The organism is Pseudomonas sp. GW456-L13 (assembly GCF_017350115.1).
GTDB lineage: Bacteria > Pseudomonadota > Gammaproteobacteria > Pseudomonadales > Pseudomonadaceae > Aquipseudomonas > Aquipseudomonas jessenii.
Genome location: NZ_JACNAS010000001.1, coordinates 2,532,501 through 2,557,627 on the forward strand (window position 1 = coordinate 2,532,501; position 25,127 = coordinate 2,557,627).

At 61.0% G+C, this 25,127-nt stretch carries 23 protein-coding genes; 16 read left to right on the forward strand and 7 right to left on the reverse strand.

Annotation, left to right across the window (positions count from 1 at the left end; genetic code table 11):
* Positions 1-31 precede the first annotated feature (31 nt).
* Positions 32-1,525, reverse strand: coding sequence for a CoA-acylating methylmalonate-semialdehyde dehydrogenase (locus J4D25_RS11485; protein ID WP_057712119.1), 1,494 nt, complete (start codon positions 1,523-1,525; stop codon positions 32-34).
* Positions 1,526-1,702: 177 nt separating this feature from the next.
* Entirely contained in the window at positions 1,703-3,052 is a 1,350-nt protein-coding gene (locus J4D25_RS11490) for an aspartate aminotransferase family protein (RefSeq protein ID WP_057712120.1), read from the reverse strand.
* A 138-nt stretch (positions 3,053-3,190) separates the two neighbouring features.
* On the opposite strand from J4D25_RS11490, the gene J4D25_RS11495 reads away from it, so the two are divergent.
* The 6 genes from J4D25_RS11495 (at position 3,191) to J4D25_RS11520 (ending at position 9,611) form a co-directional block, all read left to right on the forward strand.
* Positions 3,191-4,111 carry a LysR family transcriptional regulator gene (locus tag J4D25_RS11495; protein WP_057712121.1) on the forward strand — a complete coding sequence of 307 codons (921 nt, stop codon included), beginning with the start codon at positions 3,191-3,193 and terminating at the stop codon, positions 4,109-4,111.
* A 105-nt stretch (positions 4,112-4,216) separates the two neighbouring features.
* A complete protein-coding gene (locus tag J4D25_RS11500; protein WP_057712122.1) occupies positions 4,217-4,867 on the forward strand; it encodes a TetR/AcrR family transcriptional regulator in 651 nt (216 codons plus the stop codon).
* A 6-nt stretch (positions 4,868-4,873) separates the two neighbouring features.
* A complete protein-coding gene (locus J4D25_RS11505) occupies positions 4,874-5,455 on the forward strand; it encodes a YigZ family protein (protein WP_057712123.1) in 582 nt (193 codons plus the stop codon).
* A gap of 546 nt (positions 5,456-6,001) precedes the next feature.
* Entirely contained in the window at positions 6,002-7,567 is a 1,566-nt protein-coding gene (locus tag J4D25_RS11510; protein ID WP_057712124.1) for an ABC transporter ATP-binding protein, read from the forward strand.
* 11 nt (positions 7,568-7,578) lie between these two features.
* On the forward strand, positions 7,579-8,685 hold the full coding sequence (locus J4D25_RS11515) for an ABC transporter permease (RefSeq protein ID WP_057712125.1): 1,107 nt from the start codon (positions 7,579-7,581) through the stop codon (positions 8,683-8,685).
* Positions 8,685-9,611, forward strand: a complete 927-nt coding sequence (locus J4D25_RS11520) for an ABC transporter permease (RefSeq protein ID WP_057712126.1) — start codon at positions 8,685-8,687, stop codon at positions 9,609-9,611. Before J4D25_RS11515 ends, J4D25_RS11520 begins: the two co-directional genes overlap by 1 nt.
* A 62-nt stretch (positions 9,612-9,673) precedes the next feature.
* Here the strand turns inward: J4D25_RS11520 and J4D25_RS11525 are convergent, their stop codons facing one another.
* Positions 9,674-10,114: a hypothetical protein gene (locus J4D25_RS11525; protein WP_057712127.1), complete on the reverse strand. Its 441-nt coding sequence runs from the start codon at positions 10,112-10,114 to the stop codon at positions 9,674-9,676.
* A gap of 83 nt (positions 10,115-10,197) precedes the next feature.
* Between J4D25_RS11525 and J4D25_RS11530 the strand changes: the two genes are divergently transcribed.
* From J4D25_RS11530 to J4D25_RS11555, 6 genes are all read left to right on the forward strand, one after another.
* Positions 10,198-10,554 (forward strand): MerR family transcriptional regulator, encoded by a 357-nt coding sequence (locus J4D25_RS11530; RefSeq protein ID WP_046043778.1) that lies wholly within the window; start codon positions 10,198-10,200, stop codon positions 10,552-10,554.
* Between the two features lie 19 nt (positions 10,555-10,573).
* On the forward strand, positions 10,574-11,263 hold the full coding sequence (locus J4D25_RS11535) for an SDR family oxidoreductase (protein WP_057712128.1): 690 nt from the start codon (positions 10,574-10,576) through the stop codon (positions 11,261-11,263).
* 155 nt (positions 11,264-11,418) lie between these two features.
* Positions 11,419-12,777 (forward strand): 8-oxoguanine deaminase, encoded by a 1,359-nt coding sequence (locus J4D25_RS11540; protein WP_057712129.1) that lies wholly within the window; start codon positions 11,419-11,421, stop codon positions 12,775-12,777.
* A gap of 311 nt (positions 12,778-13,088) precedes the next feature.
* The gene (locus tag J4D25_RS11545; RefSeq protein WP_057712130.1) at positions 13,089-14,171 is read left to right on the forward strand and encodes a BMP family ABC transporter substrate-binding protein; all 1,083 of its coding nucleotides are present in this window, start codon (positions 13,089-13,091) and stop codon (positions 14,169-14,171) included.
* Between the two features lie 159 nt (positions 14,172-14,330).
* Entirely contained in the window at positions 14,331-15,296 is a 966-nt protein-coding gene (locus tag J4D25_RS11550; protein ID WP_057712131.1) for an isopenicillin N synthase family oxygenase, read from the forward strand.
* Positions 15,297-15,378: 82 nt separating this feature from the next.
* Positions 15,379-16,332 carry an adenosine deaminase gene (locus J4D25_RS11555; RefSeq protein ID WP_007996475.1) on the forward strand — a complete coding sequence of 318 codons (954 nt, stop codon included), beginning with the start codon at positions 15,379-15,381 and terminating at the stop codon, positions 16,330-16,332.
* 101 nt (positions 16,333-16,433) lie between these two features.
* On the opposite strand, the gene J4D25_RS11560 is transcribed toward J4D25_RS11555, so the two are convergent.
* A complete protein-coding gene (locus tag J4D25_RS11560) occupies positions 16,434-17,168 on the reverse strand; it encodes a helix-turn-helix domain-containing protein (RefSeq protein WP_057712132.1) in 735 nt (244 codons plus the stop codon).
* A gap of 315 nt (positions 17,169-17,483) precedes the next feature.
* Entirely contained in the window at positions 17,484-18,413 is a 930-nt protein-coding gene (locus J4D25_RS11565) for a LysR family transcriptional regulator (RefSeq protein WP_057716524.1), read from the reverse strand.
* Between the two features lie 125 nt (positions 18,414-18,538).
* On the opposite strand from J4D25_RS11565, the gene J4D25_RS11570 reads away from it, so the two are divergent.
* Positions 18,539-19,552, forward strand: a complete 1,014-nt coding sequence (locus tag J4D25_RS11570; protein ID WP_057712133.1) for a zinc-binding alcohol dehydrogenase family protein — start codon at positions 18,539-18,541, stop codon at positions 19,550-19,552.
* Between the two features lie 418 nt (positions 19,553-19,970).
* Here J4D25_RS11570 and J4D25_RS11575 read toward each other — a convergent pair whose 3' ends face one another.
* Together J4D25_RS11575 and J4D25_RS11580 are read right to left on the reverse strand one after the other, a co-directional pair.
* Positions 19,971-21,167, reverse strand: coding sequence for a multidrug effflux MFS transporter (locus tag J4D25_RS11575; RefSeq protein ID WP_057712134.1), 1,197 nt, complete (start codon positions 21,165-21,167; stop codon positions 19,971-19,973).
* A gap of 90 nt (positions 21,168-21,257) precedes the next feature.
* Positions 21,258-21,455, reverse strand: coding sequence for a heavy-metal-associated domain-containing protein (locus tag J4D25_RS11580; RefSeq protein WP_057712135.1), 198 nt, complete (start codon positions 21,453-21,455; stop codon positions 21,258-21,260).
* A 149-nt stretch (positions 21,456-21,604) separates the two neighbouring features.
* Here J4D25_RS11580 and J4D25_RS11585 point away from each other — a divergent pair, with 149 nt between their 5' ends.
* The 3 genes from J4D25_RS11585 (at position 21,605) to cueR (ending at position 24,985) form a co-directional block, all read left to right on the forward strand.
* Positions 21,605-21,988, forward strand: a complete 384-nt coding sequence (locus tag J4D25_RS11585; RefSeq protein WP_057712136.1) for a hypothetical protein — start codon at positions 21,605-21,607, stop codon at positions 21,986-21,988.
* A 193-nt stretch (positions 21,989-22,181) separates the two neighbouring features.
* Positions 22,182-24,575, forward strand: coding sequence for a heavy metal translocating P-type ATPase (locus J4D25_RS11590; RefSeq protein WP_057712137.1), 2,394 nt, complete (start codon positions 22,182-22,184; stop codon positions 24,573-24,575).
* Positions 24,572-24,985 carry a Cu(I)-responsive transcriptional regulator gene (cueR, locus tag J4D25_RS11595; RefSeq protein WP_057712138.1) on the forward strand — a complete coding sequence of 138 codons (414 nt, stop codon included), beginning with the start codon at positions 24,572-24,574 and terminating at the stop codon, positions 24,983-24,985. The genes J4D25_RS11590 and cueR overlap by 4 nt, the downstream gene beginning before the upstream one ends.
* Positions 24,986-25,127: the final 142 nt, after the last annotated feature.

The window sequence follows — 25,127 nt, forward strand, 5'->3', positions numbered from 1 at the left end:
CCCAATGGGTCGGCCTTCTGCGCCCTTCTACTTACAAGCTAGGGAACGCGAATTGCGAAGCCTCGTGGCTCGCACGCTGTGGCCAGCGCTGGGTGATGGCCTTGCGACGGGTGTAGAAACGCACACCATCCGGGCCGTAGGCATGCAGGTCGCCGAACAGCGAACGCTTCCAGCCGCCAAAGCTGTGATAAGCCACCGGCACCGGCAGCGGTACGTTGACACCGACCATGCCGACTTCGATTTCGTCGCAGAACAACCGCGCGGCTTCGCCGTCACGGGTGAAGATGCAGGTGCCGTTGCCATATTCGTGATCGTTGATCAGTTGCATGGCTTCTTCCAGGCTGTTGACCCGAACAACGCACAGCACCGGCCCGAAGATCTCTTCTTTATAGATGCGCATTTCTGGCGTGACATTGTCGAACAGGCAACCACCCAGGAAGAAGCCTTCCTCGTGACCAGCGACGGTCAGGCCTCGGCCGTCCACCACCAGTGTCGCGCCGGCAGCTACGCCGTCTTCTACATAACCGCTGACCTTGTCGCGCGCCTGGCCAGTCACCAGTGGGCCCATGTCCAGGCCGCAGTTGGTACCGGCACCGATTTTCAGCGCCTTGATTTGCGGAACCAGTTTGGCCACCAGTGCATCGGCCACCTGCTCACCCACGCACACCGCTACCGAGATTGCCATGCAACGCTCGCCGCAAGAACCGTAAGCCGCGCCCATCAGTGCGCTGACGGCGTTGTCGAGGTCTGCATCCGGCATCAGCACCGCGTGGTTCTTCGCACCGCCCAGGGCCTGGACGCGTTTGCCACGCTTGGTGCCTTCGGAATAGATGTATTCGGCAATCGGCGTCGAACCCACGAAGCTCAGCGCTTTGACTTCCGGCGCTTCGATCAATGCGTCCACCGCAGTCTTGTCACCGTGGACCACGCTCAGCACGCCTTTGGGCAGGCCAGCCTCCAGCAGAAGCTGTGCAATCAGCAGCGTCGAGCTCGGGTCACGCTCGGAAGGCTTGAGGATAAAGCAGTTACCGCAGACGATCGCCAGCGGGTACATCCACAACGGCACCATGGCCGGGAAGTTGAACGGAGTGATACCGGCCACCACGCCCAGCGGCTGGAAGTCAGACCAGGCATCGATGTTCGGTCCGACGTTACGGCTGTACTCGCCCTTGAGGATTTCCGGAGCCGCGCAAGCGAACTCGACGTTCTCGATGCCGCGCTTCAATTCACCGGCAGCATCTTCCAGGGTCTTGCCGTGCTCTTCGCTGATCAGTTGGGCGATACGCGCTTCGTTCTGCTCCAGCAGTTGCTTGAAGCGGAACATCACTTGGGCACGCTTGGCCGGCGGCGTGTTGCGCCAGGCCGGGAATGCAGCCTTGGCCGCGTCGATGGCGCTCTGGATGGTTTCGCGGGTCGCCAGTGGCAACTTGTGAATAGCCTGGCCGGTAGACGGGTTGAACACATCAACCGCGCGACCGTTCTCGGTCACCAGTTCGCCATTGATCAAATGCGGAATAACGCTCATGGAAGCTCCTGAAAAGTTGTCCACAGGCGTCCGTTAAAGAGCGCCTGCTATATAGATGTTTTTTGTCGGAGCGAGCTTGCTCGCGAAGATGGTGAGGGCACTGCGTTCATCCAGGCAGCCCCCACTATCGTTTACGTCCATCGCGAGCAAGCTCGCTCCTACAGGTGTGTTGTCAAATCAGTCGATCTTGCTCAGCACTTCGCCGACCGCGTCGAACAGACGATCCAGGTCCTGCGGCTTGCTGTTGAAGGTTGGGCCGAACTGCAGGGTGTCGCCGCCGAAGCGTACGTAGAACCCGGCTTTCCACAGCGCCATGCCGGCTTCGAACGGACGCACGATCGCGTCGCCGTCACGTGGAGCGATCTGGATCGCGCCGGCCAGGCCGTAGTTGCGGATGTCGATGATGTTCTTGGTGCCTTTGAGGCCGTGCAGCGCATTTTCGAAATGCGGTGCGACTTCGGCCACGCTCTGTACCAGGTTTTCCTTTTGCAGCAGGTCGAGTGCTGCCAGGCCAGCGGCGCAAGCCACCGGGTGCGCGGAATAGGTGTAGCCATGGGGGAATTCAACCGCGTATTCAGGCGTCGGCTGATTCATGAAAGTCTGGTAGATCTCGGAGCTGGCAATCACCGCGCCCATCGGGATCGCACCGTTGGTGACTTGCTTGGCGATGCACATCAGGTCCGGTGTCACACCGAAGGTGGTAGCACCGAACATGGTGCCGGTACGGCCGAAACCGGTGATTACTTCATCAAACACCAGCAGGATGTTGTGCTGGTCGCAGATTTCACGCAGACGCTTGAGGTAACCCTGTGGCGGCACCAGCACGCCAGCGGAACCGGCCAATGGCTCGACGAATACCGCCGCGATGTTCGACGCATCGTGCAGTTCGATCAGCTTCAACAGCTCGTCAGCCAGGGCGATACCGCCCTGCTCCGGCATGCCACGGGAGTAAGCGTTGCTTGCCAGCAAAGTGTGCGGCAGGTGATCGACGTCCATCATCGCCTGACCGAACAGCTTGCGGTTGCCGTTCACGCCACCGAGGCTGGTGCCGGCGATGTTCACACCGTGGTAGCCACGGGCACGGCCGATCATTTTGGTCTTGGTCGACTGGCCCTTCAGGCGCCAGTAAGCACGGACCATTTTTACAGCGGTGTCAGCGCACTCGGAACCCGAGTCGGTGAAGAACACGTGGTTGAGGTTGCCCGGGGTCAGGTCGGTGATTTTTTCAGCCAGCTGGAAGGACAGCGGATGGCCGTACTGGAAGCCTGGCGAGTAATCGAGGGTACCCAGTTGCTTGGCGACCGCTTCCTGGATTTCCTTACGAGTGTGCCCGGCGCCACAGGTCCACAGACCGGACAGCGAGTCATATACCTTGCGGCCTTTGTCGTCGATCAGCCAACTGCCTTCGGCGCCAACGATCAGCCGTGGATCGCGCTGGAAGTTGCGGTTGGCGGTGTAAGGCATCCAGTGAGCATCGAGCTTGAGCTGGCTGGCCAGGGAAGTCGGTGCGTTTTCAGGCTGGTTCATGGGCGTAACCTCGCAAGGCAATAAGCGGCGTAAGGATTGAAAACCGTTGTTGCAGCTAAATTGCCACGGGGATAAAGTCGGTGAAATCCAACTTTTCTAATGTTCAGTCAGCCAACTACTAAACTTTGAGTAACCCGCATGAGTACTCGCCGTCCCGATCCGCTGGCCCAGGTCAGCGACTTTGATATTCGCCTGCTGAGGATTTTCCGCAGCGTGGTGGAATGCGGCGGCTTCTCCGCGGCGGAGACCGTGCTGGGCATCGGTCGCTCGGCGATCAGCCAACAGATGAGCGATCTGGAGCAACGCCTCGGCCTGCGCCTGTGCCAACGGGGACGTGCCGGGTTTTCCCTGACCGAAGAGGGCCGCGAGGTCTATCAATCGGCATTGCAGCTGTTAAGTGCGCTGGAAAGCTTCCGCACCGAGGTCAATGGCCTGCACCAGCACTTGCGCGGCGAATTGATCATCGGTTTGACGGACAACCTGGTCACCCTGCCCCACATGCGCATCACCCATGCCCTCGCGCAATTGAAAGAACGCGGCCCGGACGTGCAGATCCAGATCCGCATGATCGCGCCCAATGAAGTCGAACAAGGCGTGCTCGACGGTCGCCTGCACGTCGGCGTGGTACCGCAGGCCAGCGCATTGTCGGGGCTGGAGTATCAACCGCTGTATAGCGAGCGATCGCTGTTGTACTGCGCGGTCGGTCACCCGCTGTTTTATGTCGACGACAAACAACTGGACGACACGCGTCTGAATAGCCAGGACGCCATCGCCCCGACCTTTCGTTTGCCGGCGGAAATCCAGGCCCATTATCAGGCGCTCAATTGCACCGCCAGCGCCTCGGACCGCGAAGGCATGGCCTTCCTGATCCTGACCGGACGCTATATCGGTTACCTGCCAGATCACTACGCGAGTCTTTGGGTGCAGCAAGGCCGGTTGCGAGCGTTGAAAGCAAAAACACGCTTCTATGACCTCAGCCTGGCGTCGGTCACACGCAAGGGGCGCCGACCGCATCTGGTGCTGGAGAGTTTTCTCGAGAGCCTGGCCGCGACGCGTTGAACATTGTGGGAGCGGAGTAAGGTTTTATTGTGTGAGGTCTTGTCTGAAGCCGGTGGGTACGTTATCAACGCACTGGCCGTCCCACCCACCCGTTCGGAAGTGCTTATGACCTTTGAAGTCCCAGCCCACGGCGCAAAATCTGTCAGCCGCATTCGTCAAAAAAACGAAGAGACCATCATCAAGGCCGCCGAAGACGAGTTCGCCCGTCACGGGTACAAAGGCACGAGCATGAACACCATCGCCCAGAACGCCGGGTTGCCCAAGGCAAACCTGCATTACTACTTCACCAACAAGCTCGGTTTGTACGTGGCGGTGCTGAGCAACATCATCGAACTGTGGGACAGCACGTTCAACACCCTCACCGCCGAGGACGATCCGAGCGAAGCCTTGACCCGCTACATCCGCGCCAAAATGGAGTTCTCCCGGCGCCAGCCGCAAGCCTCGCGGATTTTCGCCATGGAAGTCATCAGCGGCGGCGAGTGCCTGACCGAGTATTTCAACCAGGACTATCGCGCCTGGTTCCAGGGTCGTGCGGGCGTGTTCCAGGCCTGGATCGACGCCGGTAAAATGGACCCGGTCGATCCGGTGCACCTGATCTTCCTGTTGTGGGGCAGCACCCAGCACTACGCCGACTTCGCCACGCAGATCTGCCGCGTCACCGGGCGCACCAAGTTGACCAAACAGGACATGGAAGACGCCGGGGATAACCTGATCCGCATCATTCTCAAGGGCTGCGGCCTGAAACCTGCCATCTAAGCACTTATGCCATTTACCCTCAGCGGTTTTTGCGAATACCGCGAAGAGATTCGCAAGAGCCGCTTCATTACCTTCGCCGCGCCGATCTCCAGCCCGGCCGAGGCCCAGGCGTTCATTGAACAGCACAGCGACTTGAATGCCTCGCACAACTGCTGGGCCTGGAAGCTCGGTGATCAGTACCGCAGCACCGATGATGGCGAGCCCGGCGGTACGGCCGGCCGGCCGATTCTGGCGGCGATCGAGGCACAGGATTGCGATCAGGTCGCGGTGCTGGTGATTCGCTGGTATGGCGGCATCCAACTGGGTACCGGCGGACTCGCCCGGGCCTATGGCGGTGGTGCGAACAAATGCCTGCAAGCGGCACCAAAGATTGAGCTGATCAGCCGAGTGCCGCTGAGTTGCGCTTGCGGATTTGCCGAGTTGGCCCTGGTCAAGCTGCGGGTGGCGGAGGCAGGTGGATTGGTTGTGGATGAAAGCTTCACCGCCAATGGTGTCGAGTTGCAGTTGGCCGTAGGCGATGCGCAAATCGACACCTTGCAGTCACAACTGGCCGATTTGAGTCGCGGGCGAATTTTGTTACGGCGCTAAAAGGCTTCAGCACCGGCTGCAATTTTTTGGGGCACGCCGTTTTTTCACTTATTCCATATTTGCCCACATCTGCTGTGCACCCGCCTGTGGATAACCTGAGCACATACCGCTGTAACCCTTTTGTCATGCGGCTTTGCGGACTTTGCTCAATTTTCGTCCAATCTGCCATCAAGCACGTCAAATTCAAATAAAAACAAATAGTTACAGCGGTTTATCGCCTTTAGAAGTAGCCACTCAGTGCTTATGCCCGTGCTGTGAGCTTGCACACAAATACTGTGGAGCAATCTGTGGATAACCCGTTCATGGCCGTCTCGGCGCCGTGTACGGTATGGCTTGTGGTCGATTGCTCATTTTTTGAACAAAACCGCACGAGCAAAATCGGGGCTTGATTTGCGCCATTGCCCCCATGTGGTGCCGGGCTGTGCGTGGCACATTTGAAAGCTGCGTACTGAACGCCTCTGGTCGCAGGACTTCGAGATTTTCCTGACCTAGTGGCCAGAAAATTGCTTTATCCACAGGCACAAGTCCAACAGCACTGAGCCTGTCATGCCCAATCACGCTCCAATCCCTGATCCAGTTCCGCGCCTGCAACTGCGTAGAATCACAAAACGCTACCCCGGCTGCCTGGCCAACGATGCCATCGACCTGACCATTGCCCCTGGCGAGATCCATGCCCTGCTCGGCGAAAACGGTGCGGGCAAAAGCACGCTGATGAAGATCATCTACGGCGTTACCCACGCCGATTCCGGCGAGGTGATCTGGCAAGGTCAGCGGGTGAGCCTGCGCAACCCGGCCCAGGCCCGGGGTTTGGGAATCGGCATGGTATTCCAGCATTTTTCGCTGTTCGAAACCCTGAGCGTGGCACAGAACATCGCCCTGGCCATGGGCGCGGCGGCAGGCACACCCAAACAGCTTGAGCCGAAAATTCGCGAAGTGTCCCGGCGCTACGGCATGACGCTGGAACCGGAGCGACTTGTCCACAGCCTGTCGATCGGTGAACGGCAGCGGGTGGAAATCATTCGCTGCCTGATGCAGGACATCCGCCTGTTGATTCTCGATGAACCGACTTCGGTGCTGACGCCGCAAGAGGCCGATGACTTGTTCGTTACCCTGCGCCGACTCGCCGCCGAAGGCTGCAGCATTTTGTTCATCAGCCACAAGCTCGGGGAAGTGCGTGCGTTGTGCCACAGCGCAACGGTTTTACGAGGCGGTCGGGTGGCCGGGCATTGCGTGCCGGCCGAGTGTTCGGACCAGCAACTGGCGCGCTTGATGGTCGGTGAAGCGGCGGAGTTGATCGCTGACTATCCGAAGGTTACCGGAGGTGATGCGTGCCTTGATGTCCGTGGATTGTCCTGGCACAACCCGGACCCATTCGGCTGCTCGCTTGCCAACATCGACCTTGAAGTGCGCCGCGGTGAAATTGTCGGCATCGCCGGTGTCGCCGGCAATGGCCAGGATGAGTTACTGGCCTTGCTCAGCGGCGAAGCACTGCTGCCCCGCAACGCCAGCGCGACGATCCGTTTTGGCAAGGAGCCAGTCGCCCATTTGCGTCCCGATGCTCGCCGCCAACTCGGCCTGGCGTTCGTCCCCGCCGAACGCCTGGGTCATGGTGCGGTACCGGAACTGAGCCTGGCGGACAACGCGCTGCTGACTGCTTTCCAGCACGGCTTGGTGAGTAACGGCCTGATCCAGCGCGGCAAAGTCGAAGCACTGGCCGAGGAAATCATCCGCCGTTTCGGAGTCAAGACACCCGATAGCCAGGCGCCTGCCCGCAGCCTGTCCGGCGGCAACTTGCAGAAATTCATCCTCGGTCGGGAAATCCTTCAGCAACCCAGACTGCTGGTCGCCGCACACCCGACCTGGGGCGTGGACGTCGGTGCCGCCGCCACCATTCACCGCGCCTTGATTGCCTTGCGCGATGCCGGCGCGGCGATCCTGGTGATCTCCGAAGACCTGGACGAACTGTTCCAGATCAGCGACCGGCTCGGCGCCTTGTGCGGCGGTCGGCTGTCGGCGCTTCACGCCACCGTCGACACCCGCCTGAGCGATGTCGGCGGCTGGATGGCCGGCCAGTTCGGCGCCCCCCAATCACTCGCATCCGCCACGCGTTAACGGAGTGTCACATGCTGCTTTCTCTTGAACCTCGCGGCCAGCAATCGCGCCTGATGCTGTGGTGCTCGCCGTTGCTGGCGGCTGCACTGACCCTGGGCTGTGGATCGTTGTTGTTTATCGCGCTCGGGCATGACCCGTTGCTGACCTTGCACACCTTGCTGATCGCACCGGTCAGCGACCTGTACGGCGTCTCCGAATTGCTGGTCAAAGCCCTGCCGATTCTGCTCTGCGCATTGGGCCTGGCCGTCGCCTATCAGGCGCGCATCTGGAACATCGGTGCCGAAGGTCAACTGCTGCTCGGTGCGCTGGCCGGCAGTGCGCTGGCGGTGAACATCATCGATATGCAAAGCCGCTGGGCGCTGGTGTTGATCCTGCTTACCGGCACCCTGGCGGGCGCTGCGTGGGCCGGGCTGACGGCGTGGTTGCGCACGCGCTTCAACGCCAATGAGATCCTGACCAGCATCATGCTCAACTACATCGCACTGAACCTGCTGCTGTTCTGCGTTCACGGCCCTTTGAAAGATCCCGCCGGGTTCAACTTCCCCGAGTCAGCGATGTTCGGTGACGCCAGCCGCCTGCCGCTGCTGATGGACGATGGTCGGGTCCACGCCGGGGTTTACTTCGCCCTGCTCGCGTTGGTGGCGGTGTGGGTGCTGTTGCAGAAAAGCTTTGTCGGGTTCCAGATCAAAGTGCTGGGGCTGGACAAGCGTGCCGCCGGCTTCGTCGGCTTTCGCGAGAAGCGCCTGATCTGGCTCGCGCTGTTGATCAGCGGCGGCCTGGCGGGGCTTGCCGGTGTGTGCGAAGTCACCGGTCCCATCGGCCAGCTGGTGCCACAGGTCTCGCCGGGCTACGGCTATGCGGCGATCACCGTGGCATTTCTCGGTCGTCTGAATCCTCTCGGCATCCTGTTTTCCAGCCTGTTGATGGCGCTGCTGTACATCGGTGGCGAAAGCGCACAAATGAGCCTGAACCTGCCGCAAGCGATCACCCAATTGTTCCAGGGCATGATGCTGTTTTTCCTGCTGGCCAGTGATGTGCTGATCCTCTACCGACCGCGTTTGAACCTGCGCTGGGCCCGCCGCGCGCAATCCACCGTCGTACAAACAGGAGCGATGTGATGGATATCGATCTGCTGAGCAATATTTTCTATGCCATGGTCCGCTGCGGTACGCCGTTGTTGCTGGTGGCGCTGGGGGAACTGATCTGCGAGAAAAGCGGCGTCCTCAACCTGGGCCAGGAAGGCATGATGCTGTTTGGTGCGGTGATCGGTTTCATCGTCGCGTTCAATACCGGTCACCTGTGGCTCGGCGTGTTGCTGGCAATGCTCGCCGGGATGCTGTTGTCGTCGCTGTTTGCCCTGGTGGCACTGGTGTTCAACGCCAATCAGGTGGCCACAGGTCTTGCCCTGACGATTTTCGGCGTGGGCCTGTCGACCTTCGTCGGTGCGGCGTGGGTCGGCAAGCCGCTGGCGGGATTCGAGCCGGTGGCGATTCCCTATCTGAGTGAAATCCCACTGATCGGGCGGATGCTGTTTGCCCAGGATCTGCTGGTGTATCTGTCGTTCGCGTTGTTTGCATTAGTGGCCTGGGTGATTCTGAAAAGCCGCGTCGGGCTGATCATTCAGGCGGTCGGGGAAAACCCGGATGCGGCCAGCGCCATGGGCTTGCCGGTGTTGGCCGTGCGGACCTTGGCGGTGTTGTTCGGCGGTGCGATGGCCGGATTGGCCGGGGCTTACCTGTCCCTGGCTTACACGCCGATGTGGGCGGAGAACATGAGCGCCGGGCGCGGCTGGATTGCCCTGGCGCTGGTGGTGTTCGCCAGTTGGCGGGTGTGGCGCCTGCTGCTCGGTGCGTACCTGTTCGGGCTCGCCAGCATCCTGCACCTGGTGGCGCAGGGACTGGGGCTGGCGATTCCGTCGAGTCTGCTGGCGATGTTGCCGTATGTCGCGACCATTGGGGTGCTGGTGCTGCTGTCCCGGGATGCGGTGCGCACACGGTTGTATGCGCCGGTGTCGCTGGGGCAGCCGTGGCAGGCCGGGCATTAGTGGTTGTCTGGTCTGGCCTCATCGCGAGCAAGCTCGCTCCCACATAACCGCATCTTGCGTAATTAATGTGTCTGGCGCAGACCCTGTGGGAGCGAGCTTGCTCGCGATGGCTGCCGAACAGGCAACACTTGAGCAATGCCCCACGCCAATTCAAACACCAGAAAAACCACCAGCAGCGAACTCGCGCCATGGATCAGGGCATAAGCCTGCCAGGCCGAGAACAGGAATCTGCCCACGGCGTCATACCGCCCATAAACCTGCTGCGGATCACGAATCCGCAACACCGCCCATACGCACACAATCGAGCCCAACAAATTCGCCATCAACATGTGCACCGGCTCGAACGGTGGCAGCTCACCGGGCAAACTCAACGCCTGACTCACCCACGTCAAAATCCCATGCAACGCCGCAAAACTCCACGGCGTGACAAACGCGACCATCACGATCAGGTCATACCAGGCACTACCTTGCACCAACCGGCGATATTGCGTTGTAGTCCACATCGACATTGCTCCATCAATTCAGGGAGCAACAAGGCTAAAGCCTGGAGTATGCTCCAGGGTCAAGCCCCCCTCGAGACGTCATGATGCGCATCGGTGAATTAGCCCAGGCCAGCGCCGTCAGCCGCGACACGCTGCGCTTTTACGAGCAGCGCGGATTGATTGCGGCGCAACGCAGCGCCAACGGGTATCGCGACTATCCGCCAGACATGGTGCAACTGGTGCAGTACATCAAGACCGCGCAACGGCTGGGCTTTACCCTCGGCGAGATCGGCAACAGCGTCGCTACAATCTGGCAATCGCCCGATCCGGACAGCGCCGTCACGCAACTGCTGCAAGACAAACTCAAACTGATCGAAGCCCGCATGGCCGAACTCGGCGCACTGCGCGAAGAGTTGCAACAACGGCTCGGGCAACAGTGTCCATTGAATCCACGACTCTGAATTTTCAAGGAAGCCACTCATGTCCAAGGCAAAAACCGCGCTCATCATCGGCGCCTCCCGGGGGCTTGGCCTCGGGCTGGTGAAAACCCTGTTGGCCGATGGCTGGCAAGTCACCGCCACCGTGCGCGATCCGCAAAAAGCCGAAGCCTTGCAGGCCCTGGGCAAGGTGCGGATCGAAACGCTCGACATGGACGATCAACACGCTGTGTCCGCCCTGAGCCAACAACTCAAGGGCGACGTGTTTGACCTGTTGTTCGTCAATGCCGGGGTCAAGGGGCCGGATGTCCAGACGCCGAACGGTGGCGCGACAATGGCCGAAGTCGGTCAGCTGTTTTTCACCAACGCCGTGGCGCCGATCAACCTGGCCCAGAGTTTTGTCGAGCAACTGCGACCGGACACCGGCGTGCTGGCGTTCATGAGTTCGGTGCTGGGCAGCGTGACCATGCCCGATGCGCCGGAACTGGCACTGTACAAGGCCAGCAAGGCGGCGCTGAACTCCATGACCAACAGCTTCGTCACTCAGTTGGGCGAAACCAGGCTCACCGTGCTGTCGCTGCACCCGGGCTGGGTGAAAACCGACATGGGTGGCGAAGGCGCGGACATCGACGTGGAAACCAGCACCCGTGGCCTGGTCGATCAGGTGAATGCGTATTTCGGCAAGGGTGGTCATCACTTCATCAATTACCGGGGCGAAACCATTCCCTGGTAATACCGCCGGGTTGCATCTGCCTGTCGGGTCGGGCTTGCCCGCCGGGCCGTTTTGATCGACACTTCGCACCTCGCCTCCCCGGCGAACCTGGATCAGCAGACAGGGCAACACTGAGCTGGCAACCCTGAACCCAACTTTCAGAGGAGCCGGCCAACATGCCTGCGACCCGTACCTGGTTAAAGAATCCCCTCGCCATTTTCACGTCCAATGGTCTCGATGCCCGTGGCGGTCTGGTGCTGCAAGACGGTTTGATCGTCGAAGTACTCGGCGCCGGTCAACAACCGTCCGCACCGTGCAATGAAGTGTTCGATGCCCGCGAGCATGTGATCCTGCCGGGCCTGATCAACACCCATCACCACTTCTATCAAACCCTGACCCGCGCCTGGGCGCCGGTGGTCAATCAGCCGCTGTTCCCGTGGCTGAAAACCCTGTACCCGGTCTGGGCACGACTGACCCCGGAAAAACTCGCCCTCGCCACCAAAGTCGCGTTGGCTGAATTGCTGCTGTCCGGTTGCACCACCGCCGCCGACCATCACTACCTGTTCCCGGAAGGTCTGGAAAACGCGATCGACGTGCAGGTCGAGAGCGTTCGTGAACTGGGCATGCGCGCCATGCTCACCCGTGGATCCATGAGCCTCGGTGAAAAGGACGGTGGCCTGCCGCCGCAACAGACCGTGCAGGAAGGCGAAGTGATCCTCGCCGACAGTCAGCGGTTGATCGCCGAGTACCATGAACGCGGTGACGGCGCGCAAATCCAGATCGCCCTGGCACCGTGCTCGCCGTTCTCGGTGACCCCGCAAATCATGTCGGCCAGCGCCGAACTGGCGAACAAACTCGACGTGCGCCTGCACACCCACCTGGCAGAAACCCTCGATGAAGAAGATTTCTGCCTGCAACGCTTCGGCCTGCGCACCGTGGACTATCTGGACAGTGTCGGCTGGCTCGGCCCCCGCACCTGGCTGGCCCATGGCATCCACTTCAACCCGGATGAAATCGCCCGCCTCGGCGCCGCCGGCACCGGTATTTGCCATTGCCCGAGTTCGAACATGCGCCTGGCCTCGGGCATCTGCCCGAGCATCGAGTTGACCGATGCTGGTGCCTTGCTTGGTTTGGGCGTGGACGGTTCGGCATCCAACGATGCCTCGAACATGATGCTCGAAGCGCGTCAGGCCCTGTACATCCAGCGCCTGCGCTACGGCGCCGAGAAGATCACCCCGGAGCGCGTGTTGGGCTGGGCGACCAAGGGTTCGGCGAGCCTGCTGGGTCGTACCGATATCGGCGAGTTGGCGGTGGGCAAACAGGCTGACCTGGCGATGTTCAAGCTCGATGAACTGCGTTTCTCCGGCAGTCATGATCCGGTGTCGGCGTTGCTGCTGTGTGGTGCTGATCGCGCGGATCGAGTGATGGTCGGCGGCAAGTGGCGGGTGATCGACGGGCAGGTCGAGGGGCTGGATCTGAAGGGGTTGATTGCTGATCACAGCCAGGCGGCACGGCAACTGATCGCCGGGACCTGATACAACACCGATTAAAACTGTGGGAGCGAGCCTGCTTGCGATGGCGGTATTTCAGTCACTGACGATGTCGACTGACACACCGCCTTCGCGAGCAAGCCCGCTCCCACATTGGTTTTGTGGATTGGCGCACCAGTGGGTGGCAGCTGTGCAAGGACACGCACTGTAATCGGACTTAAAGGACCTGTCGCGATCCTGCTCGCGATGGCATCACCGTGGATTCCAATTTTGTTGTCTTGTTGGTCAGCAACTTGCATTGCCCTGTGCAAGCCCGAGAGCCCAGCCAACCTCACAACAAAATGGAGTTTCAATTCATGCACAAACGCCCGTTGAAGAAGCTGCTTTGCGCCGTTGCGGCGGCCATTGGTTTGAGCGCCAGCCTGACCGCCGTAGCCGCCGATCCGCTGAAAGTCGGCTTCGTCTATATCGGTCCGATCGGTGACCACGGCTGGACGTATCAGCATGAACAGGGGCGCAAGGAACTCGCGGAAAAATTCGGCTCGCAGATCACCACCAACTACGTGGAAAACGTCGCCGAAGGCGCCGACGCCGAGCGGGTGATCCGCAACATGGCCAAGGACAAATACGACCTGATCTTCACCACCTCCTTCGGCTACATGAACCCGACGGTGAAAGTTGCCAAACAGTTTCCCAAGGTGACCTTCGAACACGCCACCGGCTACAAGCAGGACAAGAACCTCGGCACTTACCTGGCGCGCACTTACGAGGGCCGCTACGTCGGCGGCTTCCTCGCGGCGAAGATGACCAAGACCAAGAAGGTCGGCTACGTCGCCTCCTTCCCGATCCCGGAAGTGATCCGCGACATCAACGCCATCCAGTTGGCCCTGAACAAATACAATCCCGGCACCGAGATCAAGGTGGTGTGGGTCAACTCATGGTTCGATCCGGGCAAGGAAGCGGACGCCGCCAACGCGTTGATCGATCAGGGCGTGGACGTGGTGTTCCAGCATACCGACAGCCCCGCGCCGATCCAGGCCGCCGAACGTCGCGGCGTGTATGCCGTGGGCTACGCTTCGGACATGGCGCACTTCGGGCCGAAAGCGGTGCTGACCTCCATCGTCAATGACTGGGGGCCGCACTACGTTCAAGCAACCCAAAGCGTGCTCGACCATGACTGGAAATCCCGGGACTACTGGGGCGGTTTGAAGGAGGGCACCGTTGAGCTGCCGATCAGTGACCTGGTACCGGCGACGGTGAAGAGCGAAGCCGAGCAGCTCATCGCCGACATCAAGAGCGGTGCGCTGCAACTGTTCACCGGGCCGATCAAGGATCAGGCCGGGGTCGAGAAAATCCCGGCGGGCGAGAGTGCGACCACGGCGGAACTGGCGTCGATGAATTACTACGTGGAAGGCATGAAGGCCGAGATTCCGAAGTAATTCTCCAATGCTGAAACACCGTCCCTGTGGGAGCGAGCTTGCTCGCAATGGCGGACTTTCAGTCAGCAAAGATGTTTGTTGTGCTGGCCTCATCGCGAGCAAGCTCGCTCCCACAGGGTTCTTCAGTGTTTTCCAGTCTGCGTTTTTTCAGGACAATCCATGAACAGCCTCCCCATCATCGACATCACCCCGCTCTACAGCGACGATCCATCCGCCTGGCCAGCGGTGGCCGAACAAATCGACCTCGCCTGCCGCGAGTGGGGTTTCTTCTACATCAAGGGCCATCCGATCAGCACTGAGCGGATCGACGAACTACTCGACAGCGCCAAACGCTTCTTCGGCCAACCTACCGCCGAAAAGCTCAAGATCGACATCACCCAGACCCGTCACCATCGCGGTTACGGCGCCATTGCCACCGAGCAATTGGACCCGAGCAAACCCAGCGACCTCAAAGAAACCTTCGACATGGGCCTGCACCTACCGGCCGAGCACCCTGACGTACTGGCGGAAAAGCCCCTGCGCGGCCCCAATCGCCATCCGTCCATACCCGGCTGGGAAGCGCTGATGGAGCAGCACTACGTCGACATGCAAGACCTCGCGCAAACGCTGTTGCGGGCAATGACCATCGCGCTGGGGATTGAGCGTGATTTCTTCGACGCGCGCTTCAATGAGCCGGTCAGCGTGCTGCGGATGATCCATTACCCGCCGCGCCACACCGCCAGTTCCGAAGAGCAACAAGGTGCCGGCGCGCACACCGACTACGGCTGCATCACCCTGCTCTATCAGGACGCCGCCGGTGGCTTGCAAGTACGCAACGTCAAAGGCGAATGGATCGACGCGCCGCCGATCGAAGGTACGTTCGTGGTCAACCTCGGCGACATGATGGCGCGCTGGAGCAACGACCGTTACCTGTCGACGCCGCACCGGGTGATCAGCCCCCTGGGCGTGGATCGTTATTCGATGCCGTTCTTCGCCGAGCCGCACCCGGATACCCGCATCGAATGCCTGCCCGGATGTCAGGACACATTGCACCCGGCGAAATACCCGGCCACCACCTGCGCCGAGTTCCTGCTCTCGCGCTTCGCCGATACCTACGCTTATCGACGGGAACCGGAAGCGGTGTGATCAACCGCCTGGTCAGGTTTTACCAATTGTTGCGGCAACCCTCTGTAGAATGGCGACCATTGCACCTGATGAGAAAAGAATTATGTACGACTGGCTGAACGCCCTGCCCAAGGCAGAATTGCACCTGCACCTGGAAGGCTCGCTGGAGCCGGAGCTGTTGTTCGCCCTGGCCGAGCGCAACAAGATTGCCTTGCCATGGAACGACGTCGAAACCTTGCGCAAGGCGTATGCCTTCAACAACCTGCAGGAGTTCCTCGATCTGTATTACCGGGGTGCCGATGTGCTGCGCACGTCCCAGGACTTCTATGACCTGACCTGGGCGTACCTGCTGCGCTGCAAAGAGCAGAACGTGATTCACACCGAACCGTTCTTCGACCCGCAAACCCACACCGACCGTGGCATCCCGTTCGAAGTGGTGCTCAACGGCATCGCCGCCGCGCTCAAGGATGGTGAACAGCAACTGGGCATCACCAGTGGTTTGATCCTGAGCTTCCTGCGCCATCTGAGCGAAGACGAAGCCCAGAAAACCCTCGATCAGGCGCTGCCGTTCCGCGATGCGTTCGTCGCCGTGGGCCTGGACAGCTCCGAGATGGGCCACCCGCCGAGCAAGTTCCAGCGCGTGTTCGACCGTGCCCGCCACGAAGGCTTCCTGACCGTCGCCCACGCCGGTGAAGAAGGCCCGCCCGAGTACATCTGGGAAGCCATCGACCTGCTGAAAATCCAGCGCATCGACCATGGCGTGCGCGCCATCGAAGACGAGCGCCTGATGCAGCGAATCATCGACGAGCAGATCCCGCTGACCGTGTGCCCGTTGTCGAACACCAAGCTTTGCGTGTTCGATCACATGTCGCAGCACAACATTCTCGACATGCTGGAACGCGGCGTGAAAGTGACCGTGAACTCCGATGACCCGGCGTATTTCGGCGGTTATGTCACCGAGAACTTCCATGCGTTGCACACCCATCTGGGCATGACCCAGGATCAGGCCAAGCGCCTGGCGCAGAACAGTCTCGATGCGCGGTTGGTAAAACCCTAAAGGCAAACGCAAACCTTGCAGGAGCTGGCTTGCCAGCGATAAGGCCATCACCTCCAGTATTGATGCTGGATGAGAGGCCGCCATCGCCGGCAAGCCGGCTCCTACAACGCCATTTCCAGTTCGGACTCACTGGCAAAGCGATGAATTTCCCGTTGCCCGGAGGCCGTCACCTGCAAGGTTCGGGAATCGTTGGGCAGGCTCAACCACCCCGACTGCATGAACAGCTGCAACAATGCCGCGCCCAGCGAGCCGCCCATGTGCGGGCGCCTTTCGCTCCAGTCGGGGCAGGCGCAGGCAACCCTGCCGTTGTGATGGGCCAGCGCCTGGATGAACACTCCCCGTGCCGCCAACTCTGTCGCGCCCTTGAGCGTGACCGTGACCCGCTGATCAAAGTGTTCGATCCAGCCCGCCTCCAGCAGCCGCTGATACAGATCGGCCGACAGGGTGCCCCCCAAATGATCGTCGCACAGTCGGGCACTCAACAATGGTGACCGCACCACCCGGGGTTTGACCAGAGGTGCATTGCGCTTGAATACGTCCGGAATATCCTGGGGTGCGCTGGCGAAGGTCGCGCTGGCCAGTGCTTCGATTGCCGCTCCGACCTCGGGAGCGGCCAGGCGGAAGAAGCGTTTGCGGCCGCGGTTTTCAACCTTCAGCAGACCTCCGGCGGACAAACGGCCCAAGTGTGCACTGGCCGACGACGATGACAGGCCGGCCAGCAATGCCAACTCTTCGGTTGCTCGCGCCGAACCATCCATCAAGGCCCACATCATTGCGCTGCGCTTTGGGTCAGCCAGCAACGTGGCGATCTGGCTGATGCAAGGTGCATGTTCCATGTATTCACTCCCTGTTGAATCGTTTCGTCTACTGCCCAGAGAAATCTTGACCAGTAATATGTCGTCGGCCAATCCGTGGAAACTGCCATAAGCCCGGCAACGCCTTGCTCAACCATTTGCGCTGCCCGGCCGATGCTGCGAAGGCCAGAAGGATGACCGTGCAGCCGGGCCGACTCGAACGTGGACCCACCATTGGGGATCGACGCTACTTACATGATGAGGGCGCTAGTATATGCGGGTTGGTCGGCGGATCCTTTCCTCCACCCGGCGTAGGTGGTGATCGTTCCTGAGGGAAATTTCTCTTTTTTCGTGCGACTAATGATCGATTTCCGAAAAGCCTGGAAATTGACTGCTCAAAAGGGCGCATCGTCTGGCAAGCATTTCACGCAACAGGTTCACCGGCTTACTCAATTGTGCGCGATGGGCGCACAACAGATTCAACGGTGCGCGCTCACACAGCAGCTCCGGCATCAGCACCTTCAAGCGGCCGGCCAGTACATCGGCGGCCACATCGAGCCAGGATTTGTAAGCGATCCCGGCACCTGCCACGGCCCATAGGCGCACGACATCGGCATCGTCGCTGAAACGATCGCCGCTGACGGTCAGGCTGACTTCGCGTTTGCCGTCGTGAAAACTCCAGTGATCGTGGACCCGGCTGCCGAGCATGTACAACAGGCAATTGTGCTGTGCCAGTTGCTCCAGCTGCCGCGGCTCGCCATGCCGGGCCAGATAGCCGGGAGCGGCGCACAACACCCGTCGGTTCTGCGGGGCGATGGGCAGCGCCACCAGGCTGGAGTCCTCCGGTTCACCGTAGCGCAGGGCAATGTCTACCGGTTGGCGAAACAGGTCGGCAATGCGGTCCCCCAGCAGCAGGCGCACGGTGAGTTTCGGATGCTCGCGTTGAAACTCGTCGAGCCAGGGCAGCAGCAGGTTGCGGCCAAAGTCCGATGGCGCCGACAGTTGCAGCACCCCGCTGACCTGGTCCTGACCACTGGCCAGCAATCGCCGGCCCTCGTCGAGATTGCTCAGGGCCGCGCGGGCATATTCAAGAAAGCCCTCGCCTTCGGCGGTCAGGCGCAAGCTGCGGGTAGAACGGGCCAGTAAACGGGCGCCGAGTTGCTGTTCGATGCGCTTGAGCGCCGCACTGGCCACCGCCGCCGACATGTCCATGCCCCGCGCGGCGGCGGACAGGCTGCCCAGGTCCGCCGCCCGGACAAACAACTGCAAGTCATCGAAACGCAGCATCAAGAACACCGATTATCAAAAAAAAAATGAAAGAGACTGCTCTTTTAGCCGGTTTTATCTTCAGGAGAAATAGCCAATCATCTGTCCCATCGAATCCCTTCTTTATTAGTGTTCAGGAGTCGCCCATGAAAGCCATTGCCTACTACGCCTCGTTGCCGATCAGCGACAACAAGGCTCTGCAAGACATAGAGCTGCCAGAGCCGGTTGCCGGCCCCCGCGACTTGCTCGTGGAAGTCAAAGCCATCTCGGTCAACCCGGTGGACACCAAGGTGCGCCAGAACGTCCAGCCCGAAGGCGGCGCGGCCAAAGTGCTGGGTTGGGACGTGGCCGGTGTGGTCAAGGCCGTGGGCAGTGAGGTGACGCTGTTCTCGGTCGGCGACCAGGTGTTTTACGCCGGCTCCATCGCGCGGGCGGGCGGCAACAGCGAGTTGCATGTGGTGGACGAGCGCATCGTCGGCCACATGCCCAAGACCCTCGGATTCGCCGAAGCCGCTGCCCTGCCCCTCACCGCGATCACGGCATGGGAACTGTTGTTCGAGCGCCTGCAAGTGCGCGAAGGCAAAACCGATGAAGGCCAGAGCCTGTTGATCGTCGGCGCGGCAGGTGGCGTGGGCTCGATTCTTACGCAGCTCGCTCACCAACTGACGGCCCTGAAAGTCATCGGCACCGCTTCGCGTGCGCAAACCCAAAGCTGGGTGAAGGAGTTGGGCGCTGACCTGGTGATCGACCATGGCCAGCCACTGAGCGAAGCACTCAAGCGTGCCGGTGTGGACCAGGTTACTCACGTCGCCAGCCTGACCCAGACCGACCAGCATCTGGACCAATTGGTGGAGGCATTGGCGCCCCAAGGCAAACTGGCGCTGATCGATGACCCCAAGTCGCTGGACGTGACCAAGCTCAAGCGCAAGAGCCTGTCACTGCACTGGGAGTTCATGTACACCCGTTCACTGTTTGAAACCGCGGACATGATCGAACAGCACAACCTGCTCAATCGCGTCGCCTGGCTGATCGATGCCGGGACACTGAAAACCACGATGGGCGAACACTTCGGCACGATCAACGCGGCCAATCTGCGCCGTGCCCATGCCCTACTGGAAAGCGGCAAAGCCAAGGGCAAGATTGTATTGGAAGGGTTCTGAAGCGCTGAAAAAACCGCCACTGATTTCATCGCTTTCTGCTGTTTTCCGTCTGCGACCGGGACGCTCCGGTCGCGGACAACCTCTGTGGGCGCCCTCGAAAAGCCGTGTTTTTTTTAGTTACAAACCGTCAGTCAGACAGTTGATCCTTGTCACAATGGTGACCGTGTACGGGACTACAATCGAATCTCCTGCGAGGCATTCTTTTGCGTAACGTCTTTTACGAGAGGTGATCAGCTGTGAAGATCCTGATAAAAGAACTGGCAAAATCCCAGTGGCAAGTCCGTCTTGACCAACATGCTGTGACGTTCCGCAGCGAAGCAGAAGCTCGCGCTTTCACGCGTACCCTTGAAGCCCGCATCCAGGCCCCTCACCCGATTCCCGTCCTCCTCACGCAGCGCGCAGCCGGCTGACTCCGGCCTCAAACCCGGGCTTGCGCCAGCGCCCGGGCATTTTGCAAACGCCGGGTGAGCACCGCCGCGCTCACCACCAGAATTCCACACAGGCTGATGACCATGGCCATCGGCACGGCGCTGCCGTCGTGCAACACGCCCACCAGCGCAGAGGCGCCGGCAGCCACGCTGAATTGCAGGCAACCGAGCAGCGCCGACGCGCTGCCGGCCCGTGCGCCCTGCCCGCTCATCGCACAAGCCGCCGCGTTGGGGCTGATGCAACCGAGGCTGGCGATACAGATGAACAATGGAATCAGCAGCGGCCACAATTGTGCCGTGTGCAGAGAGCTGACAGCGAGCAGGGTCAAACCGGCCGCCAGATAAACCCACACCGCGCGCGCCAGCAAAAACATCGGGCCACGTTTGGCCAGTAACCGCGCGTTGACCTGCGCCACCAGAATGAAGCCTGCCGCATTGATGCCGAACAGCCAGCCGAAATGCTCGGCCGCAACGCCGTAGAGCTTGATGAAGATGAAGGGCGAACCGGCGATGTAGGCAAACATCCCGGCGATGGCGATGCCCCCGGTCAAGGCATGGCCAAGAAATATGGGGTCGGCCAGCAACCGACCGTACTGACGCAGCGCACCCGACAGCGGTTGACGCGGTATGTGGGCCGGCAAGCTTTCCGGCAAGCCCGTCGCAACCGCCAGCCCCGCCAGCGCACTGAAACCGGTCAAGGCCAGAAAAATCGACTGCCAGCCTGTCGTGTTGACCAACAACCCACCCAGCAATGGCGCAAGGATGGGAGCAAGTCCCATCACCAGCATCAGTTGCGAAAAGACTTTCGCCGACCCCACCGCATCACACTTGTCGCTGACCACCGCCCGGGAAATCACCATCCCCGCGCAACCGCCCAACGCCTGGATGAAACGCGCGCCGATCAGCCATTCCAGGTTCGGTGCATAGGCGCACGCCACGGAAGCAACGGTGAACAAACCGACACCGATGAGCAACGGAATGCGTCGCCCGAAACGATCCGCCACCGGACCATAGGCCAACTGACCGATGGACAAGCCGAGGAAGTAGGCCGCCAACGTCATCTGGACATGATTTTCGTCCGTGCCGAAAGCCAGGGCCATGGCCGGGAAGGCCGGCAGGTAGAAATCGATCGCCAGCGGACCGAAAGCGCTCAAGGCGCCGAGAATCAGAATGGTACGGAAGTTCATCAGGCATCCAGTGGGGCAGAAGTCGGCAGCCCGACAGTCTAGCCGCGCACGGACGCCTTGAACATTCCGGTAGCTCGCTAACTATCAAATTCAGGCCAGTTTGACGCCGTAACCCTCTTCGCTGATCGCCTCGATCACCTGCTCGGCGGTCAGCGCGCTTTCGACACCGACCTCCCTGGCAGCCAGATCGACTCGCACACTGGCTGCCGGATCTTTGGCCTGGAGCGCCTGGGTGATGGCTTTGACACAGTGACCACAAGACATGCCTTCGACGTTGAACACTTGCATGGGATGACTCCTTTTTCCGAGGGTTGAACCCAGTTTCGAGCTTGCCACCATGGCAAGGTCAAGTTCTGAAGTGATCTGCCGGGCTGGCAATCGGCGCGACGCTCGGCCAAGCTGCGTCCATCAATGACTCGAACTCAGGAGATTCAGCCATGCGCTGGTCAGTTTTCAGCCTGTTTGGCTTTCTCAGCCTTTTCGCCGCCGTGCCTTCGGCCAATGCTGCCAGTCAGGATTATGGCGTGCTGATCATTTCCCGCGAGCGCCTGGAGGTCGCGACCAGTTGCGAAATCGGCGTGTACATCCAGGATCAACTGGCAGCGCGGCTGTTTCAGGAACAGAGCACCTCGTTCAACCTGCCGCCGGGCATCGTCTCGCTACGCCTGAAACTGCTGCCGGGCCAGATGCCGGGTTGCAATCCGGGCATGCTCGCGCCGGGTTCGCAGGATATCCAGCTCAAGGCTGGCGATGTGCTCAAGTACCGGATCGCGATGACGCAGGAAGGGATGTACCTCAAGCGCGCCGGTCTCGGCTACTGACATCTATACCCCCTGTGGGAGCGAGCTTGCTCGCGATTAGGCCGTTACATTCAACAACTCTGTTGACCGGTACTCCGCCATCGCGAGCAAGCTCGCTCCCACAGGGGATCAGCGGCACGTTTAAGATTGGCGCTTGACCTTGCCAGCATGGCAAGGTTGATCCTGTGGTCATCTACTACAGGGAGTGCGACCGATGTCCGAATCCACCACGTTCGACCTGCCGATTGCCGGCATGACCTGCGCCAGTTGCGCCGGGCGGGTCGAGCGCGCCTTGAGCAAAGTCATTGGCGCCAGTGCCGTCAGCGTCAACCTCGCCACTGAGCAGGCGCGGGTTCAGGCACCCGGCAACAGCTTGCCGGCCTTGATAGATGCCGTGGCCAAGGCCGGCTACAGCGTGCCGCAACAGAGCCTGGAATTGAGCATCGACGGCATGACCTGCGCATCCTGCATCGGTCGCGTCGAGCGTGCGCTGGGCAAGGTGGCTGGAGTGAAAAGCGTCAGCGTCAACCTGGCCAACGAACGCGCCCACCTTGAACTGCTTGGCCAGATCGATCCGCAGACCTTGATCGCCGCTGTGACAAAGGCTGGCTACAGCGCCAGCGTCTGGGAAGCCGAACACCCGCCAACCGACAATCAGCAACAGCGCCTGCACCGCGAACGCCTGGCCTTGATCATCGCCATTGCCCTCGCCTTGCCGCTGGTATTGCCGATGCTGCTACAGCCATTCGGCGTGCACTGGATGCTCCCGGCCTGGGCGCAATTCGCCTTGGCCACGCCCGTGCAATTCATCTTCGGCGCACGGTTTTACGTCGCCGCCTGGAAAGCCGTGCGCGCGGGGGCCGGCAACATGGATTTGCTGGTCGCCCTGGGCACCAGCGCCGGGTATGGCTTGAGCCTGTACGAATGGGCCACCGCCGCCGGGCGCATGCCACATCTGTATTTCGAAGCCTCGGCGGTGGTGATCGCCCTGGTGCTGCTGGGCAAGTACCTGGAAAGCCGCGCCAAGCGCCAGACTGCCAGCGCCATTCGAGCCCTCGAAGCCTTGCGTCCGGAACGGGCGATTCGGGTGACCGATGGTCACGAGCAAGACGTCGCCATCAGCGCCCTGCGCCTCAATGACCTGGTGATGGTCAAACCCGGCGAACGCTTCCCGGTGGATGGCGAAGTGGTTGAAGGCCAGAGCCACGCCGACGAAGCCCTGATCAGCGGCGAGAGCCTGCCGGTGCCCAAGCAGCCCGGCGACAAAGTCACCGGCGGCGCGATCAACGGTGAAGGCCGGTTGCTGGTGCGTACCCAGGCCCTCGGTGCGGAAACCGTGCTGGCGCGGATCATCCGGCTGGTGGAAGACGCCCAGGCCGCAAAAGCGCCGATCCAGAAACTGGTGGATAAAGTCAGCCAGGTGTTCGTGCCCACCGTACTGCTGATTGCCCTGGCCACCCTGATCGGCTGGTGGCTGTATGGCGCGCCGATGGAAACCGCACTGATCAATGCCGTGGCGGTGCTGGTGATCGCCTGCCCATGCGCCTTGGGCCTGGCCACACCGACGGCGATCATGGCCGGCACCGGCGTGGCGGCACGTTACGGAATTCTGATCAAGGACGCCGAAGCACTGGAGCGAGCCCATGAGGTCAGCGCGGTGGTGTTCGACAAGACCGGCACCCTGACCTCCGGCGCCCCGCGCATTGCTCATCTGAGTGCCATCGACGGTAATGAGGCGAGCCTGCTGCAATTGGCCGGCGCCCTGCAACGCGGCAGTGAGCATCCGTTGGCCAAGGCTGTTCTGGATGCCTGTGCCGAGCGTGGACTGAAGGTGGCCGATGTCAGCGACAGCCAGTCCCTGACTGGTCGCGGCATCGCCGGCAACCTCGAAGGGCGTCGCCTGGCGCTGGGCAATCGGCGTCTGCTGGAAGACAGCGGCTTGAGTGCCGGGCCGTTGGCCGACTCGGCGATCGCGTGGGAAAAAGAAGGCCGGACCTTGTCCTGGCTGATCGAACAATCCCCCGAAACCCACGTGCTGGGCCTGTTCGCCTTTGGTGACACCCTCAAGCCCGGCGCACTGCAAGCGGTGCAACAACTGAGCGCACGAAACATCAGCAGCCATCTGCTGACCGGCGACAATCGTGGCAGCGCCAACGTGGTGGCCCAGGCCTTGGGCATCCACGATGTGCATGCCGAAGTGCTGCCGGCGGACAAAGCCGCCACGGTCGCCGCACTGAAACAGACCGGGGTGGTGGCGATGGTCGGTGACGGCATCAACGACGCCCCGGCACTGGCCGCCGCCGACATCGGCATCGCCATGGGTGGCGGCACCGACGTCGCCATGCACGCGGCCGGCATCACCCTGATGCGCGGCGATCCACGACTGGTGCCGGCCGCATTGGAGATCAGCCGCAAGACCTACGCCAAGATTCGGCAGAACCTGTTCTGGGCCTTCGTCTATAACCTGATCGGCATTCCGCTGGCCGTGTTTGGCGTGCTCAACCCGGTGTTGGCCGGTGCGGCCATGGCGTTGTCGAGCGTCAGCGTGGTGAGCAATGCGCTACTGTTGAAAACCTGGAAACCCAAGGACCTGGAGGACAACCGATGAACATCGGCCAAGCGGCCCGCCACAGCGGCCTGAGCGCAAAGATGATCCGTTATTACGAGTCCATCGGCCTGCTCAAGGCAGCCCATCGCACCGACAGCGGCTACCGGGTATACGGCGAAGACGACCTGCACACGCTGGCGTTCATCAAGCGCTCGCGGGACCTGGGGTTTTCCCTGGAAGAAGTCGGCAAATTGCTGACCCTCTGGCAAGACCGCCAGCGCGCCAGCGCCGATGTGAAAGCGTTGGCCCGCCAGCACATCGATGAGTTGAACCAGAAGATCCGTGAACTCGGCCAGTTGCGCGACACCTTGCAGGACCTGGTTGAGCACTGTCAGGGCGATCATCGGCCGGATTGCCCGATTCTCAAGAGTCTGGAGTCGGGGTGTTGTGTCACCCCGGCCCCATCGTGATTGCAGGTCACCGTAAAAACCTGTGGGAGCGAGCTTGCTCGCGATAGCGGTGTATCTGACACATCAATGTTGGATGTGCCGACGTCATCGCGAGCAGGCTCGCTCCTACAGGGGATTTGGGTGGCGCACAAAAAACCCGGCC